This is a genomic window from Lactobacillus xujianguonis (genome assembly GCF_004009905.1).
Taxonomy (GTDB): Bacteria; Bacillota; Bacilli; order Lactobacillales; family Lactobacillaceae; genus Lactobacillus; species Lactobacillus xujianguonis.
On sequence record NZ_ML136888.1, the window covers coordinates 1 to 15627 of the forward strand.

The following is a 15627-nucleotide window of genomic DNA, read 5'->3' on the forward strand; positions in this document are numbered from 1 at the left end:
TACCATGGACAAAAGAAGTTCAGAAAGTATGTAAAACAAAAGAGAAGCATACTAAAGCGGCCTAGCAGATACACTCTGTATCAAAGCTAGACCGCTTTTTCAATATACTTCAGTTTTTGACGCTTACTCTTCATCCAAAGAATTCATTAAGTCATCGATATTTGTAAAGCTGGATGAATCATCCGAAACTAAGCCTTTATCTTTAGCATCAGCTAACAGCATAGCCTTTTCACTAGTTTCGTTAGGGATTTCCGTTTTGTCAAAGTTTTTTAACAACCTCGAGTTATGATAATAGCCAATCTAAAATATTGAGTTGTTTAATTCCTTGATAATTCTCCCCAGCACCAATTTCATCTAGAGTTAAGAGATATTTAGGATAGTGGTCATCAATTCCTTGAAGTGGCTTTAATTCACGAGTCAATGTTTTAGGATCGATTACACTTTCTGAAACTTGGTAGTAGCAGACCTCTTGACCTTTTTTAGTAACAAAGTCCACCTCACCTTTAGGAAGAGCACCTACATTAACTTGCTCTCCTCTTCTTAATAACTCTAGATAAATGATATTTTCGAGCACGTGACCGCGATCCATTTTAGTTCCAGCAATTAAGTGATAACGTAATCCAGGGTCAACAATGTAGTATTTTTCATTAGTCCGTAATTGGTCTCTACCATGAATATCGAAACGTGGTACACGGTATATTAAAAGACTATCAACTAGCGCTGAAATATAACGCTCAACGGTTGCAGGTGAAATCTTGAAGCCATCGTTAGAAATTGTATTAGCAATTTTTCGCATTGAGAGAATATTGCCAACATTATCGAATAGGAAACGAATGATTTTTTCTAATGCAAGATGATCTGACACTTTTAAGCGAGTTTGCACATCGCGATAAACAACCGAGGTAAAGATGCCATCAAGGTATTGTTCAATTTGAAGGGGTTCATTATTTAGTTGCAAAATGAATGGAAATGAACCAAAGCGAAGATAATTGTTAAACATCTTTGCAGTTGACAGATTAGAGTTAGGATAAAACTCTTGATAGCCAGTTACATATTCTTTAAAAGATAAAGGTAACATCTTTAACTCAACGAAGCGCCCAGTTAACAAAGTTGCTAGTTCACCTGACATGAAGTAGCCATTTGAGCCAGTAATATAAAGGTCAACATCTGCAAGTGTGTTAAGCGCGTCCGCAATTTTTTCAAAATGAGTAATGTGTTGAATTTCATCTAGAAAAATATACTTCATCCCTGAAACGGTTAATTTGGGCTTTAAATAATTATAAACTTCTGTTGAATCGGTAATATTCATGAACTCTGGTTGTTCAAAATTCATTTGAATAATGTTTTCACTCTTAATACCATTCTTACGTAGGTAATTCTGAAACAAAATGAATAATGTTGACTTGCCACATCTTCTAACGCCAGAAACGACTTTGATTACTGATTTGTCTTTCCAGGTTTTAAGAAAATTTAGGTAAGTTGGACGCGGTATTAAATTCATAAAGGTCACCCTTTTTTGTAAAATCAATTTAACATTTATCTTTATTTTAGCATTTTTGTGAAATTGATTTAACAAAAATCATCTTTTCGACTAGTTTGTAAAATTGATTTTACATTTTCGTCAGTATTCCCTATTTTTTAAAATCTAAACAAAAAGAAAAAGCAAGCTAGCACAGAGCTAACTTGCTTTATTTCGATTTATCGCAATCGCAAAATAAAATTCTTAAAAAAATCGCCCGATCTACAAGGTAGGGAAAAAAGAGATCGAAGCGATAACACACTTGTAGTTTATCGATTTCTGTGTAAATGATGTAAATGATTAGAAATAGAATCGCTAAGCTACATGTATTAATGTAATACCAAATAGGGCAAAAAGGCTGTTAGCTTGCACTTTCTGTTGAGTTTGTAGCATAATTTACCAGATAATAACAATTTTGGACAAAATAAAAGAGTAAATTAGTATTATTGCTAATTTACCCTTATAATGTAATAAGTGCAATCCATATAATGACTGCTACAAAAAGTTGCTTGATTGGCAAGGGAGGGAAAAGCAATCAAAGCAACCAGATTTTATCAAAAGCAAGATAAAACCTAATTTTGTAGTTATCGATTTCTGTGTAAATGATGTAAATGATTAGAAATGAAGTCTTCAAACTACGAAAATAATATATAACATTTTTAAAAAATCCACAATATTATTCGATAATTTTGAATATTTAAATAAAATAAATATAGACTTTTAGAGGAAAATAGATGAAAGTAGCTGTAGTTGAAGATAATGCTCAAGAGCGCGATCGCCTATTGGGATGCTTTAATCAATATGAGCAAGAACATTCCATTAATTTTGAAATAACAACTTATCAAAACGGCTTAGAATTTGTTGATCATTACACCAAAGATTTTGATGTCATTTATCTTGATGTGCAGATGCCACATATGGATGGAATGACTGCTGCTAAGAAAATTCGCAAGGTCGATTCAACGGTACCGATTGTCTTTGTTACTAATTATGTGCAATATGCCATTCAAGGGTATGAGGTTGATGCCACCGATTTTATTTTGAAGCCAATTAATTATTTCAATTTTAGTGAGCACTTTAAGAAGATTGAGCGCAAAGTTGGTCAAGAACAGGCCTCTCTCCTCTTTGATACTTTGAGCGGCTCGCAAAAGATCATTCTCGATCAACTCTATTATGTTGAAAGTGAAAAGCATTACCTTCATTTACATTTAATGGTTGATGGTAAAGCGGTAGTCTAAGATATGCTAGAATCCATGAAAAATATGTAGAAAAAGCTTGCATCATATAACTTCTTCCGCTGTAATAATAGCTATATTGTTAATTTAAAGCATGTTTCAAATGTCGATGGCAATCTGGTTAAGATTGGTCCTTATGAATTGCAAATCTCACGACCACGTAAAAAAGCCTTTATGGCTGCTTTAACTAATTACTTAGGAAGTGAAATAAATTAATGGATATGACTGCTATTCCTGGCATTGCTGATGGTGTTGCGCAGTGGGCTGCTTGTGTTGTCATGGCCTTGCAAGTTCTCAAAGATAACTTCTGGCTATATGTTGTTTTTTGCTGCTTTGGAAGTTATGTAATTCAAAAATTAGAAGAGCCGATACCTACTCGATGGGTTGCAATTGAGATTTTACTTGATATGGCATGTATTTTTATCACGATGACGATGTATGAGAAAACAGATATTTATGTGAGAATTTACCATGCTTCTAAGGCCTTTACTTATGCGACTTTTGTGGCGTCTTTATCGTGGCAAACTTTGGTTTATCTTGGAACTAGCGATGGTAGAATTTGGTCAGGTTTTTTACCACCTATCATCTTTTTAGTTTTATATTCTGTTCACTTACTTAGTAATTCTAGTTCTATCTTTATGATGCGGACTTTTGCAGATTTATGTGGTATTTTACTGTTTAACATTTTGGAAAATCAGCGCTATGAAACCTATTTACGTGATGACTTGTAGCAGATGAATAACATGTTTCATTCTCAATATGAACAGTATCAAGCTTATCGTGAAAGCTCAGAAACTGTTAATCGTCGCTTTCATGATCTAAAGCACCAGCTTGATGTTATTGCGCTAGAAAATGATTCAAAAAAACGATTGGATTATATCAACACTTTGCGTAACGATATTAAGCAGTTCAAAGCCGATGTTAAGACTGGCAATCCAGTGGTTGATGTGGTGTTAACGAGAAAGAATGCCTATTGTATCCAGCATGATATTACGTTTACTTGCATCGCTAACGGTGCCTTGCTCAATCAAATCGATACGATGGATCTGTGTAGTTTATTAGGTAATAGTTTGGATAATGCGATTGAAGCCGTTCAGAAAATTCCAGATAAGGAAAAACGTTTGATTGATTTACGGATTTCTAAGAAGGCTAATTTTATCATTTATTCCCTTTCAAACTATAATTTAGCTGCCACTGATTTTGCTAAAAATGGCTTACCTGAAACTACTAAAAAAGATCAAGAACATCCCCATGGATACGGCTTAAAGAGTATTCAGTTAATCGCTGATAAGTATGATGGAACCTTGACTCTATCTAATCAAGATCATTGGTTTAGATTAAAGGCTATGTTTCCTTATCATGAAAAATAAAGTTTACACAATATGCCTTGTTAGAGTGCATATTGTTTTTTTAATCGCAAAAAATTCGCTAAAATTAAAATAAATTGAGAAAAATGGAGGGATCGTCGTTGAACAAGCAAGAACGTTTAAAGGAATTAAACCAAGAACAATATGAAGTAACCCAACATGCGGCTACTGAATATCCTTTTTCTGGCAAGTATGACGATTTTTATGAAAAAGGCATCTATGTTGATGTGGTTTCAGGCGAACCACTCTTTTCTAGTGAAGACAAGTACGATGCGGGTTGTGGTTGGCCTAGTTTTACCAAGCCAATTAAGAAATTAGTTTACCATCGTGATCAATCCCATAATATGGAACGAACAGAAGTTAAGAGTCCTGAAGCCGACTCCCATTTGGGGCACGTTTTTACCGATGGACCAACTGATCGTGGCGGCTTGCGTTACTGCATTAATTCAGCAGCCTTGAAGTTCATCCCTTACGATGAGTTAGATAAACAAGGCTATGGCGAATATAAGCAATTATTTAATTAGGGAGGAAAAATAAATGAATGAAAAGAAGTTAGACAAGGCGATCTTTGCTGGCGGTTGTTTTTGGTGTATGGTTGAACCTTTTGACACTTTGCCTGGAATTGAAAAAGTTGTCAGTGGCTATACCGGTGGTCATGTAGCTAATCCAACTTATGAGCAAGTCTGCACTGGTGAGACCGGTCATACCGAAGCTGTCGAAATTACCTTTGATCCAGAGGTAATGCCTTATGAGAAATTGTTAAACTACTATTGGCAAGTGACTGATCCAACTGATGCAATGGGACAATTCCAAGATCGCGGTAGCCAATATCAACCAGTAATTTACTATAATTCTGCAGTCCAAAAGGCAGCTGCCGAAAAGTCTAAGCAAGAATTGGCTGATAGTGGTAAATTTGATCAGCCAATTGTCACCCGAATTGAGGAAGCTAAACCCTTCTATCCAGCCGAAGAATATCACCAAGATTTCTACAAGAAGGATCCCTTGCGCTATGCAATGGAAGAAGCTGGCGGTAGAAGCAAGTTTATCAAAGAACACTGGGATAAGTAGCAAGAAGAAGTAATGAATATGGTTGGTATTGTTAGACACGCTCAGGTAACTTTTGAGAGTGAAAAAGATTTTAAGATTTTTAAAAAAAGAATATTGCATTCAAGGAAAACTGTATCCTTTACACAGTTGCAAGAGAAAGTTAAGAACGATGGTATTTATATTCAGCACTAAATCCTTGTAAAAATAAAAGCATGAATTACAATTGCGTAATTCATGCTTTTTCTAGCTAAAAAACTTCTTTGCCAACTGGTCCGCCCCAGTCAACTTCTTTTGATTCACCGGGATGTTCTTTTTCCCATTCGTCCCAATATGCTTCGTAATCGAATCCTTCGAAGTGTTGAGCTAACTTACTTTTCTTTTGATCTACCATCATTATCACCCTTTCACTTTAATCAATTTTACAATATTTTCGATTGTGTGTTCAACATTTTTAGCTCCTTGCTTCAATGCTGTCTGTAAATCGCAGGCCCCTGGTAGAATGCCAAAAATCGCTGTAAAACCACAATCGTATAAGGTATCAATCCCTTCACCTAGATAACCAGCAAGTGAAATAACCGGTTTATGATATTTTTGCCCTAGTTGAGCGACACCAAAGGGAGTTTTACCGAACTTGGTTTGAAAATCAGTACCACCTTCACCAGTGAATACGATGTCAGCTGCTTTAATTTTTTCTTCTAAGTTAGTGACTTGAATCGCGATCTCGATGCCCTTATGCATCTCATAATTGGTAAAAGCCATTAGGCCAGCGCCAAGACCACCTGCCGCGCCTGCTCCAGCTTGTTGTTCAACATCCCTGTGCAAATCACGTCTAATAACTGCGGCATAGTGATGTAAATTTTGATCTAGCTCCTCAATCATCTCTGGAGTGGCACCTTTTTGTTTACCAAAGACGTGAGAAGCTCCTTCTGGGCCGGTTAACGGATTGGTAACGTCACTAGCTAAGATAATTTTCGTATTAGCTAAACGCTGATCTAAGTCGGTGGTGGTAATTTTGATTAAATCTTTAAGGCCACCGCCACCAAGCGCTACTTCTTGGCCATCTTTAGTCAATAAATGAGCTCCTAGAGCTTGTGCCATCCCGGCGCCACCGTCGTTTGTGCTTGAACCGCCTAGTCCCACGATAATTTTGTTAGCACCATGATCAAGTGCATCTTTAATCAATTCACCAGTGCCATAAGTCGTGGTAATTAACGGATTACGCTGGCTTACGGGCACGATTTCTAGTCCACTCGCTTTGGCCATTTCGATGACGGCTGTTTCACCATCACCTAAGATGCCATACTCAGCAGTCACTTGCTTACCTAATGGTCCCATGACCGTCGCCGAGATTTTCTGACCATGAGTAGCATCAACTAGCGAATCAACTGTGCCTTCACCACCATCAGCCATTGGTACGGCAGTGATCTCAGCGGTGGGATCAGCTTTTAAAATGCCTCTTGTCATTGCTTGGCAAACTTCTTTCGCTGTCATGCTTTCTTTAAATGAGTCTGGTGCAAGTACGTATTTTGTCATTTTTTCACTCTGTTTCTAGATTAGTCATTGGTTTTAATTTATTTTACTGCTATTATTGATAGAAATGCTAATCAGATCACGGAAAAGGAGTATTTTCAATGTACAATTCGATGATGATCATCTTTTACACGTTACTTGGATTAACATTACTTTCTATTGGTTCTTTTGTTTATGTTTTGCTTCATGAACGTCGATCAATGTGGGCAGGGACGACACTTGTTAGTTCGATTATTTTACTTAATATGTGGATCTTAGATTCTCTGATAGTCGTTGACACCAATTATCCTAATAGTCATAGCATTATACAATGGCTCGTGGTCTTGATGATGCTATTAGTGGTCTTTTTAACTTTGGCGTTTATCTTAACCCTAATTGTCATGTTCTTCTACAATGGAGTAAAAATCCTCTTTCGTGAAGGAGCACGTTTAACCAATTTCCTATCTTTAGGGATGGGAGTAGTCGTGTTAGCTGTCATTTTTGCTTATCCTTGGCTTGGGCGGTTTAACACGACGCCATGGTTTAGGTTTTTATACTTGTTTTTATCACTAGTAATTTTTTATCTAATCGCAATCATGATGATGTACACTTTAACCTCATGGTTAAATTTGCTTAATTGGCATCCTAAAAAGCTAGATTATGTAGTAGTGCTAGGAGCAGGATTACGCGGCAAAGAAGTTGCTCCTCTTCTTGCTAGTCGTATTAAACGTGGAATTGAAATTTATCACCAAAATCCTGGTTCAAAGCTCATCATGTCAGGTGGGCAAGGTCCTGATGAAGAGATCCCTGAAAGTCATGCAATGGCGCATTATGCAGAAAGTTGTGGTGTTCCAGCGAGTGAGATTATTATTGAGGATCAATCTAAAACTACTAGGGAAAACATCAAATTTTCGCATCGCTTAATGAAAGCAAACAGTCGATTTTGTATTGTAACTAATTCTTACCATGTTTATCGAGCTTTAGTTTTAGCTAAAAGACAAGGCTTAGCATGTATTGGCTACGGTGCTAAGACTAAGTGGTACTTTACCTTGAATGCGTTTGTACGGGAATTTATTGCTTATTTAGTGATTACCAAAAAGATGCAATGTGGAATTATTGCTTCTTTTGGCGTTTTAACTGCACTGATGGCAGGTTTATATTATTTAGGTCTTTAGTTAGGAAGAAAAAATATCAAAATATCGAATTCAATCTCTATTATTTGTGTTTATTGCCTTCATGCTGGGCTGTAATGAATACATGATCGTCGGGGTCTTACCTGATATTGCTAAAGAATACCATAGCAGTCTTTCTAGTTTAGGTTATGTGGTAACCATCTTTGCCTTAGTTTATGCAATCTCAACTCTGATTGATACTAGCTGGGGTAATCGTTTTAGACGGGAAAAACTCTTGCTAGCCTTGATGATTATTTTCTTCATTGGAAATACTTAGACTGCGCTAGCAACCAATTATTGGTCATTAATCTTGTCGCGAATATTAACAGCTTGTACCGCTGGCGCTATTATTTCGCTAGTCCTAGTTTTAGCAAATTTCATCGCGCCAATGGATAAACGAGTCGGTTTACTTTCCTGGGTTTTTGCTGGTTTTAGCATTGCCTCAGTTGTGGGACTGCCGATTGGGACGATGTTAGCGCAAGTTTTTAATTGGCAGTTGAGCTTTGCCATTATTTCTATCCTAACGATAATTTCTTTTATTACTTTGTTGTTCGTTGTGCCTAAGAATACGCCACAGACGCAAGGAAAAATTGCTGAGCAATTCTCCCTATTGACGGATAAAAGAATTATCTTTGCAGTTATTTTTGTAGTTGCAATCTGTGCTGCAGATTATACCTTTTACACTTTTATTCGGCCCTTAATTACCGGACCACTTAACTTCGGTGAAACAGCTTTAGACTGGATTCTATCCTTCTTAGGTGTGTGTTCAATTGTCGGTAATAAATTTGCCGGCTTCTTAGCTGATCATGGCGGAGTTAAACGACTACCTAGTATTTATCTCTTAATGACAGTGTTGTTTTTACTGTTAGGGATGACTTTACATCTTCATTGGATCGGCATTGTGGTGATTTCTCTCCTTTGCATTATCTATTCCAGTTACGGGGCAACTACACAAATCATGTTTTTGGATATTGCTCAAGCTGAGTATCCGCAATCAATTGACTTGGCGAGCTCGCTAAATTTAATCTTTGCCAATGTCGGGATTTCGTTGGGCTCCTTTACGGCATCAGTTATTGCAGGCGTAACTTCGATTAATAATTCAGGTTACTTTGCAGCGATTTACGGCGTAATTGCCTTTCTATGTATTTGGTACGCGAGTCGTATTTATCAGAATTGAAAAATATAGATAAATAAAAAGCAAGATTATATTAAATTAATCTTGCTTTTTTCATACACTAGAATTTACTTACCGAAAGTTTATTTAGTATATATCATTATCATATATTATTGTACGCGTGCAATCACATCACGAACTTTAATATTAGTCGTATCAAGTCCAGGTTCTTGACCATGTAAATCAAAGTCCAATTTAACTTCTGGTCTAAATAGTAGAACATGAGTTGATCCACCAAAGTGGAACATCCCTAATTGATCACCTTTGTTGACATGTTGACCAATCCGAACCGTGATTTCATTATTTGAAACATCGCCCATACCAACTGCAACAAAGCCCATTAAACCAATCTTTGGATTATCAGCCTGGATGAAGATGACCGCTCTAGTTGCTGTAGCAGTTAAGAAGGCTTGGGAATCATTAGCCGCAACTGGATCGGCACCGCGTGGATTTTCAAAGCCTTGACTTAATGCTTCGCCGTAGTAACTACCATTAACATGGTATGCTTTAACGATTTTACCACTAACCGGACTGTTCCAACGGTGATAACTCAGGGCACTTAAGAAGGCTTGATACAGAGTACCATTTTCAAATTTAGCTGTCCATGGATCGTTGTGTAATAGATCAAGTAATGAATATGGCTGCCCTTTGATCCAGAATTTTGCCTTTAATGGGACATTGCGAGCAATTCTAAATGGAGCAGATTCACACGCATTAGCCACAATATTTTCATCATTAGCGCCTGCAACTGGACGAATGCCTGGCTTGAACTTTCTGGTAAAGAAATCATCCCAAGATTTGAAGCCTAGTTTTTGGGTGACATCGGTTGAGCGACATTCAAATAAATCTAGGAAATTTTCACCTTTAGCTTCTTTTGCCATTTCTTGTAAAGCAGTTGGTGATAACCAACCTTTATCAGAAGTATTCAATACATAGGTTGAATCTTCTGTTTGCAAATAGTGTCCCCAATAATTTAAAATGTCGCGGAATTTTTCGTTAACTTTCGGGTTGTTGAAAAGCACATAGCCAGCTTTCGTTCCCATCGGATAATCTAGAATGGCATTAATTGGTGTTCCCACTAAACCGGTTGTGTTAAATTCAGGTGCACGTTGAATAATTCGATTAAGCATCAAAAGCAATTGATGATAGTCTCTAACTTGTGGTGTACCGGCTGGCGTGTCGACGTCTTTCATCGGAATTTCGTCAAACATCATTTGGAACAAATTCCAGATATAGCGATCTGATTCAATTAACTCTTTCAGTGCTTGGACTGGAGGTAGTAAATGCTGATTTTCTTCGGCTTGAGCTTCTTGATAAACCTTTTTAATCCACTTGTCTTCAAACTCTTGATCACTTGGTAACCATTTACCAACGTTAAATTTATGTTTTGTCATGTTGAACACACTTTCCAATAGAAAAACAAAAAACGCTTACAGCTTTACTGTAGCGCCAAATGAAATTAGAAGCAATTAAATGCATTCGTACTTTATATCTATTTACTTAACATAATTATGTATATGTGATTTGTAAAATATGAAAGCTAGTTGGATAATTACTAATCAAATCAAAAAAGTTTAAACGTAGAATGCTTGTCTCAGCATTAGCCAAAATCAATACCCTTTAATGTTCTTTCTCGTGCTTCTTGATCTAAACCAAGATAGCGCAAAGTCATTTGTTCAGATGAATGATTCAATAATTGCATGACTAGAGCAATATTATGGTTGGTTTGTTCATAGACGCGATAAGCACCAGTTTTTCTCATTGTGTGCGTGCCCAGATAATCGAGGTGTAAATTAACGCCAACCTTCTTCATGATTTGCCAGTATTGCTTACGCCCGATTGGTTTTTCAGCATGAGTGAATGATGGAAATAGCCAGGGACTTGAAAAAACGTGACCATTAAAGCCATTATTAGGATTTCCGTACTTTCTCAAATATAGTGGAGTGTTACTGTCATGAATATCAATTTGGTAAATCTTATTTTGCATCTCTTGCAGCCACTTAAAATATTCCGCTAGTTCCCGTTCAACTGGTTCAAGAAAAAGCACGTTCCGCTTTTTAGTTTTCTTGTCGATGATATAGGCATTCTTTTTGATTTCGCCAGAATCAGTGTAGACATCACCCTTTTTTAGATTTAGCACATCACTGATTCGGAGTAAGGTGGCTTTGCCCACTTGAAATAAGGTGTAATCTCGCATTCCGGTTAATTGATTTTTCTTCAATTCATCTTGAACCGATCTTAAAGTCCAGGTATCGGTAATTGGACGAACAACTTCGCGCATTTTAAAGTCTCCTCTAATTCTTTAGAACTAGTATAGCATCTTTTACATAAATGACATAATTGTGTAAAACTAAATAATGTCACTTAAGTATCTTGAGTACTCAAATTTAACCCCTATTCTAAAGCCTTTTTAGGCTACTGTACATAAAGGACATAATGTTATTATGTCACTTATGTAAGTACGGTATTTTCGACTTTTTAGTGTAAAGACAGCAATTTTTCCATCTGAATTTACGAATTTGCATTCTATGGACTGAAATGATCAACTACTAATCAAAATTGCTAAACATTATCATAGAATTGCCCTCTCAGCATTGAACTTTTTATCGAAAAAAATTTAAAAAATATTGCTCCACACTCTTGTTCTTCCAAACAAAAGTTCATATAATATAAGTATCCGCACGATTGTTCGTGCAGTTTTTGGAGCGAATAAAAAATGTATGACTATAAGTATGAACCACACCGAATCATCTTCATGATTGATAATAAAAGTTTCTTTGCTTCATGTGAGGCATTGAGATTAGGACTAAATCCGATGACTACTTGTCTTGCAGTAATTTCTCGGCAAGAAGGTGGCAATTGGGGATCAGGCTTAATCATGGCCGCCTCTCCTCTAGCTAAGAAAAAATACGGCTTGCATAACGTGATGCGAGCACGTGATTTACCTTCTAAAAGAGAAGCACCTGATTTAATGCTAGTTGATCCGCACATGAATCTTTATATTAAACGCAGCATGCAGGTTTTAGATATTTTTCGCAAGTATGCGGCTGATGAAGATATTCATATGTATTCAATTGATGAAGGCATGATTGATATGACTAAATCATGGCGGCTATTTGGGGATGATCCTTATTATGTTGCGCGCAAAATGCAAAAGGACATTCATGATACACTAGGCCTCTACACTACTTGCGGGATCGGCGAAAATCCAATTTTAGCCAAGTTAGCCATGGATAATTCTGCTAAGCATAAGAAATCCATGATTGCTTTTTGGCATTACATCGATGTGCCGGATACCATTTGGAATATTCCTAAGTTAGAAGATGTCTGGGGCATTAACACGCGAACTGCTAACCATTTGCGGCGAATTGGGATTAATAATATGTATGACTTAGCCCATACTGACCCAGCAATTTTGAAAAGAGAGTTTGGTGTGATCGGAGAGCAGTTATTTGCGGAAAGTTGGGGCGTTGATCGTAGCATCATTAGCCACAAATATCACCCAAAAGCCAAGAGCTATGGCAATTCGCAAGTATTGCAGCGGGATTATTTTGATCAGCGGCAGATTGAAATTGTCATTCGTGAAATTGGTGAACAAGTTGCCGCTCGCATTCGCGCACATAACTTAAGAACTGGCTGCGTCAATTTATTCATTGGCTATGCCTATGGTGAAATTGATTACGGTGATCACCGCGGCGGCTTTAGTGTTCAGCAAAAAATCACACCTTCTAACGTTAGTCATGATTTAGTCCAAATTTTGCTTTATCTTTTTAGAAAGAATTGGCAAGGACAGGCAGTGCGTTGCATTGGTGTTAACTATAGTAAGCTTTCTCCTGATTACAGTTTGCAGTTAAATATTTTGGAAGATCCGGATTTGCAATTGAAGCGCTATAAACTAGATCATGTGGTTGATCAAGTCAGAAAGAAGTATGGCTTCTCTGCATTAGTCAAAGCCTCGAGTTTAATGCGTGGCGCAACCGCGATTCAGCGCAGTAACTTAGTCGGCGGACACAATGGTGGTAATGCTTATGAGTGATAAATTCGATCAAAAAGTAGAAGAATTTTTCAAGAATTATCAAGATCGAGGCATGAAAAAGTGGGCTGGCTTCTTTTTGAGCGATCATACTTTAAAGATCAATCAGGATAAAGCCAAGCGAGCCACAGTTTATCCTAAGAAAAAGGAAATGAGTGAAACTGAAGTTAGTGAACTTTTGTTAAAAGCTTTTAGTGATCACTACCCTGTCAGTATTCAGCTTAAGAATTTAGATGAAGACGGTAGTTTTGCGGAGGATATTAAAGGCTTTGTTGAAGGTTACACTGATAAAAATATCGTAGTTGTGTCAGAAGCGAGTGTTAATTTGGATGAAATAAACCATGTTGAGGTCATTCGCCTTAGAAATTTTGAGTAAATAAAAACAGGTATCCTTTCAGATACCTGCAAAAAATTATTTCACAAGATGCTTTTTAAAGAAGGCTGCTTCTTCATCGTTAGCTTCATTAGCTAACTCGTCTTTTTGATTAATTAAGAAGACATGTGGCTCGGGATGCTGGTCATCACCCCAAGATTTTTGAATAACTTCAATGCCTTTAGCTCTTAAAAATCCATCTAACCTAACCGCACAGTCATGAATGAAATCTTGGTTAGCAGTACTAATGAAGGTTGGTAAGAAATCCTTAGTGATATATTTTTCAACATTTAACAAATCTTGATTTTTCGGATCCTTCATGATATCTGGCTTAAAGTATGCCAAAGTAGCGCCACTCATCATTCCAGGATCAAGCATAAAGGTTGCCGGACTATTTAAAGCCACGGCTCTAAATTTCAGATCAGTTAAAGTGTAGCCAAATTTTTTCCGATATTCAGGATTGGTCAAAATAGCAGTATATTGTTCAGCCATTTGACCACCGGCTGAGTCGCCAATCAAGAAAACATTGTTTTTGTCTAAATTGTATTCATCTGCATGTTCAGATACCCAATGGATATATTGATCAACTTGATCGAGTTCTTCAGGAAAACTAGAATCAGGACCAAGGATGTAGTTTGGGTTTACGAAAGCAAAACCGCGTTTAGCCATGCCTAAACCATAAAATTGGTAAGTTTCTTTAGTCCCATAGACCCAGCCACCACCGTGAATATTAATAATGACTGGTAATTTGCCAGCAACATTTTTGGGTAAATAAAGATCTAGCAAATTCCATTTGGGATCTTCACCGTATTGCAAGTCATCGATTCTTTTTACTTCGGGGATGTCAGGCGCTAGACCGGCATCACGTTTATCATCACTAGCTTTGCAACCAGCACGCATTGCCTCAACAGCAGCTAATATTTTTTGATCAACCATAAAACTTTCTTCTCTTTTCCTTTATAATCTATTACCTATTTTATAAGTTTTTGGAAACGGATACAAACCAAATGCTAGTAAGAGAAATTTAGCTTTTTTCTTGCTATAATTTTGGTTAAAAGAATTTGATGAGGTAAAGATATTGAAAAAATTTAACCAAAAACTCGCACTGGTTACCTTAAGTCTAGCGTTAGCAATGCCTGGATTAAGCAGTGTTTTAATCCCTACTCCTGTTTCCGCAGTAACTAAGGCTAAAAAACAAGCTAAAGTTACGGTCAAAAGTAAGACGCCAATTTATAATTTTGCGGGCCAGAAGATTTCGCCCAAAGGTTATCACTGGCCAAAGAATGCCAAAATTGCGGTCAACGGTGCCTTCTATTTATGGAATGAAAAACAAAACAAGGTAAAGCTTTATTACCATTTAACTAATCGTCGCCAAAAAATGGTCAAAGCGGGCAAAAGCAAGAAGGTCAATTTAGGGGATGCTTTTGTAAAAACTAGTAATGTCAAAATTAGTCGAAAGCTTAAAGCGCAAAATTCTGCCTTAACTGCAGAAAATAATCATAAGATCGCCGCTTCAGAAAGTGATCTAATTACTCTGAATGAATTAATTAAAAACTCCGCGCAAATCAAAAAGAGTAAAAGATATCAGCAAGCAAGTGCAGAAGAGCGTTATAACTATCGTGAAGCAATTAATGATGCGAAGAAGGCGCTAAAGCACGATACTTTGTCAGCTGCTAGAGTTCAGTATCTAATTTGGCAAGCAAACATTGCTATTAAAGCATTTTAAGACAATAAAAAACCATCCATGAAGGATGGTTTTTTATCTACAATTAATTACAACTTCGATTAAAAGTCTGCCTGCACGGAAACAAGTTCAACTTGTTCGGCCTCTGCTAACTTCTAATCACAACAGGTGTTTCGAGGTGTGGTATTTTTGTTTTTTCGACAATATTTTTACAATTACTTATTTTATTTACAATCAATGCAAAAACACCAACTGCATTGATTACAAATGCAATAAGTCTATGAAATGTTGTATCTTTTTCCACTGACACACCCCATTTCTCTTAAATCATGTTTTATAGGTAAGCGCTTACCTTACTTATATTATAACCGATTCAGTCATTTTTTGCATTAGAATTGTTTAATTATTTTCACTACATTTCGATACAATCTGTATTTAAATAGACAGATGATCTATTCCTGTACTTCTTTACTACTGCAATTCTGAGTATTATTTATTTAAAAGTTTGAAACAA

15 protein-coding genes and 4 pseudogenes are annotated in these 15627 nt (G+C 36.7%); 11 read left to right on the forward strand and 8 right to left on the reverse strand.

Annotated features, from left to right (window positions below):
- Positions 1–123 precede the first annotated feature (123 nt).
- Both EJK17_RS07660 and EJK17_RS07665 read right to left on the reverse strand, forming a co-directional pair.
- Positions 124–252: pseudogene (locus EJK17_RS07660) on the reverse strand (type II toxin-antitoxin system RelB/DinJ family antitoxin); the annotation flags it as partial.
- 31 nt (positions 253–283) lie between these two features.
- Complete coding sequence (locus EJK17_RS07665) at positions 284–1501, reverse strand: ATP-binding protein (protein WP_103661391.1); 1218 nt, start codon at positions 1499–1501, stop codon at positions 284–286.
- 752 nt (positions 1502–2253) lie between these two features.
- On the opposite strand from EJK17_RS07665, the gene EJK17_RS07670 reads away from it, so the two are divergent.
- The 6 genes and pseudogenes from EJK17_RS07670 (at position 2254) to msrA (ending at position 5189) form a co-directional block, all read left to right on the forward strand.
- On the forward strand, positions 2254–2757 hold the full coding sequence (locus tag EJK17_RS07670) for a LytR/AlgR family response regulator transcription factor (RefSeq protein ID WP_236629320.1): 504 nt from the start codon (positions 2254–2256) through the stop codon (positions 2755–2757).
- A gap of 42 nt (positions 2758–2799) precedes the next feature.
- A pseudogene (locus EJK17_RS11840) lies at positions 2800–2970 on the forward strand (LytTR family transcriptional regulator DNA-binding domain-containing protein); the annotation flags it as partial.
- Complete coding sequence (locus EJK17_RS07675; protein ID WP_103661392.1) at positions 2970–3485, forward strand: hypothetical protein; 516 nt, start codon at positions 2970–2972, stop codon at positions 3483–3485. The pseudogene EJK17_RS11840 and the gene EJK17_RS07675, both read left to right, overlap by 1 nt.
- Before the next feature lie 3 nt (positions 3486–3488).
- Complete coding sequence (locus EJK17_RS07680) at positions 3489–4124, forward strand: ATP-binding protein (RefSeq protein ID WP_103661393.1); 636 nt, start codon at positions 3489–3491, stop codon at positions 4122–4124.
- 83 nt (positions 4125–4207) lie between these two features.
- Positions 4208–4645, forward strand: coding sequence for a peptide-methionine (R)-S-oxide reductase MsrB (msrB, locus tag EJK17_RS07685; protein ID WP_103661394.1), 438 nt, complete (start codon positions 4208–4210; stop codon positions 4643–4645).
- Between the two features lie 13 nt (positions 4646–4658).
- Entirely contained in the window at positions 4659–5189 is a 531-nt protein-coding gene (gene msrA, locus EJK17_RS07690; RefSeq protein WP_103661395.1) for a peptide-methionine (S)-S-oxide reductase MsrA, read from the forward strand.
- A 226-nt stretch (positions 5190–5415) separates the two neighbouring features.
- Here the strand turns inward: msrA and EJK17_RS07695 are convergent.
- Together EJK17_RS07695 and EJK17_RS07700 are read right to left on the reverse strand one after the other, a co-directional pair.
- Positions 5416–5526 (reverse strand): annotated as a pseudogene (locus EJK17_RS07695) (AbrB/MazE/SpoVT family DNA-binding domain-containing protein); the annotation flags it as partial.
- A 38-nt stretch (positions 5527–5564) separates the two neighbouring features.
- Positions 5565–6701 (reverse strand): glycerate kinase family protein, encoded by a 1137-nt coding sequence (locus EJK17_RS07700; protein ID WP_103661396.1) that lies wholly within the window; start codon positions 6699–6701, stop codon positions 5565–5567.
- A gap of 110 nt (positions 6702–6811) precedes the next feature.
- Here EJK17_RS07700 and EJK17_RS07705 point away from each other — a divergent pair, with 110 nt between their 5' ends.
- Together EJK17_RS07705 and EJK17_RS07710 are read left to right on the forward strand one after the other, a co-directional pair.
- Positions 6812–7852, forward strand: coding sequence for a YdcF family protein (locus EJK17_RS07705; protein WP_103661472.1), 1041 nt, complete (start codon positions 6812–6814; stop codon positions 7850–7852).
- 13 nt (positions 7853–7865) lie between these two features.
- Positions 7866–9026, forward strand: a pseudogene (locus tag EJK17_RS07710) (MFS transporter).
- A gap of 107 nt (positions 9027–9133) precedes the next feature.
- Here the strand turns inward: EJK17_RS07710 and EJK17_RS07715 are convergent.
- A complete protein-coding gene (locus EJK17_RS07715) occupies positions 9134–10417 on the reverse strand; it encodes a phosphatidylserine decarboxylase family protein (protein ID WP_103661397.1) in 1284 nt (427 codons plus the stop codon).
- A gap of 206 nt (positions 10418–10623) precedes the next feature.
- Positions 10624–11304 carry a tyrosine-type recombinase/integrase gene (locus EJK17_RS07720; RefSeq protein WP_103661398.1) on the reverse strand — a complete coding sequence of 227 codons (681 nt, stop codon included), beginning with the start codon at positions 11302–11304 and terminating at the stop codon, positions 10624–10626.
- 435 nt (positions 11305–11739) lie between these two features.
- On the opposite strand from EJK17_RS07720, the gene EJK17_RS07725 reads away from it, so the two are divergent.
- Both EJK17_RS07725 and EJK17_RS07730 read left to right on the forward strand, forming a co-directional pair.
- The gene (locus tag EJK17_RS07725; RefSeq protein WP_103661399.1) at positions 11740–13059 is read left to right on the forward strand and encodes a Y-family DNA polymerase; all 1320 of its coding nucleotides are present in this window, start codon (positions 11740–11742) and stop codon (positions 13057–13059) included.
- Complete coding sequence (locus EJK17_RS07730; RefSeq protein WP_103661400.1) at positions 13052–13432, forward strand: hypothetical protein; 381 nt, start codon at positions 13052–13054, stop codon at positions 13430–13432. Before EJK17_RS07725 ends, EJK17_RS07730 begins: the two co-directional genes overlap by 8 nt.
- A 36-nt stretch (positions 13433–13468) precedes the next feature.
- Here the strand turns inward: EJK17_RS07730 and EJK17_RS07735 are convergent, their stop codons facing one another.
- On the reverse strand, positions 13469–14365 hold the full coding sequence (locus EJK17_RS07735; RefSeq protein WP_103661401.1) for an alpha/beta hydrolase: 897 nt from the start codon (positions 14363–14365) through the stop codon (positions 13469–13471).
- A 142-nt stretch (positions 14366–14507) separates the two neighbouring features.
- Here EJK17_RS07735 and EJK17_RS07740 point away from each other — a divergent pair, with 142 nt between their 5' ends.
- Positions 14508–15155, forward strand: coding sequence for a hypothetical protein (locus EJK17_RS07740; RefSeq protein WP_127796317.1), 648 nt, complete (start codon positions 14508–14510; stop codon positions 15153–15155).
- Between the two features lie 106 nt (positions 15156–15261).
- On the opposite strand, the gene EJK17_RS11455 is transcribed toward EJK17_RS07740, so the two are convergent.
- Positions 15262–15417, reverse strand: a complete 156-nt coding sequence (locus tag EJK17_RS11455; RefSeq protein ID WP_161494902.1) for a hypothetical protein — start codon at positions 15415–15417, stop codon at positions 15262–15264.
- Positions 15418–15627 lie beyond the last annotated feature (210 nt).

Excerpts from the sequence above, each read along its gene's own strand:
- EJK17_RS07665 (WP_103661391.1), bottom strand. The coding sequence starts at position 1,501 with ATGAATTTAATACCGCGTCCAACTTACCTAAATTTTCTTAAAACCTGG.
- EJK17_RS07670 (WP_236629320.1), top strand. The coding sequence starts at position 2,254 with ATGAAAGTAGCTGTAGTTGAAGATAATGCTCAAGAGCGCGATCGCCTA.
- EJK17_RS07675 (WP_103661392.1), top strand. The coding sequence starts at position 2,970 with ATGGATATGACTGCTATTCCTGGCATTGCTGATGGTGTTGCGCAGTGG.
- EJK17_RS07680 (WP_103661393.1), top strand. The coding sequence starts at position 3,489 with ATGAATAACATGTTTCATTCTCAATATGAACAGTATCAAGCTTATCGT.
- msrB (WP_103661394.1), top strand. The coding sequence starts at position 4,208 with ATGGAGGGATCGTCGTTGAACAAGCAAGAACGTTTAAAGGAATTAAAC.
- msrA (WP_103661395.1), top strand. The coding sequence starts at position 4,659 with ATGAATGAAAAGAAGTTAGACAAGGCGATCTTTGCTGGCGGTTGTTTT.
- EJK17_RS07700 (WP_103661396.1), bottom strand. The coding sequence starts at position 6,701 with ATGACAAAATACGTACTTGCACCAGACTCATTTAAAGAAAGCATGACA.
- EJK17_RS07705 (WP_103661472.1), top strand. The coding sequence starts at position 6,812 with ATGATGATCATCTTTTACACGTTACTTGGATTAACATTACTTTCTATT.
- EJK17_RS07715 (WP_103661397.1), bottom strand. The coding sequence starts at position 10,417 with ATGACAAAACATAAATTTAACGTTGGTAAATGGTTACCAAGTGATCAA.
- EJK17_RS07720 (WP_103661398.1), bottom strand. The coding sequence starts at position 11,304 with ATGCGCGAAGTTGTTCGTCCAATTACCGATACCTGGACTTTAAGATCG.
- EJK17_RS07725 (WP_103661399.1), top strand. The coding sequence starts at position 11,740 with ATGTATGACTATAAGTATGAACCACACCGAATCATCTTCATGATTGAT.
- EJK17_RS07730 (WP_103661400.1), top strand. The coding sequence starts at position 13,052 with ATGAGTGATAAATTCGATCAAAAAGTAGAAGAATTTTTCAAGAATTAT.
- EJK17_RS07735 (WP_103661401.1), bottom strand. The coding sequence starts at position 14,365 with ATGGTTGATCAAAAAATATTAGCTGCTGTTGAGGCAATGCGTGCTGGT.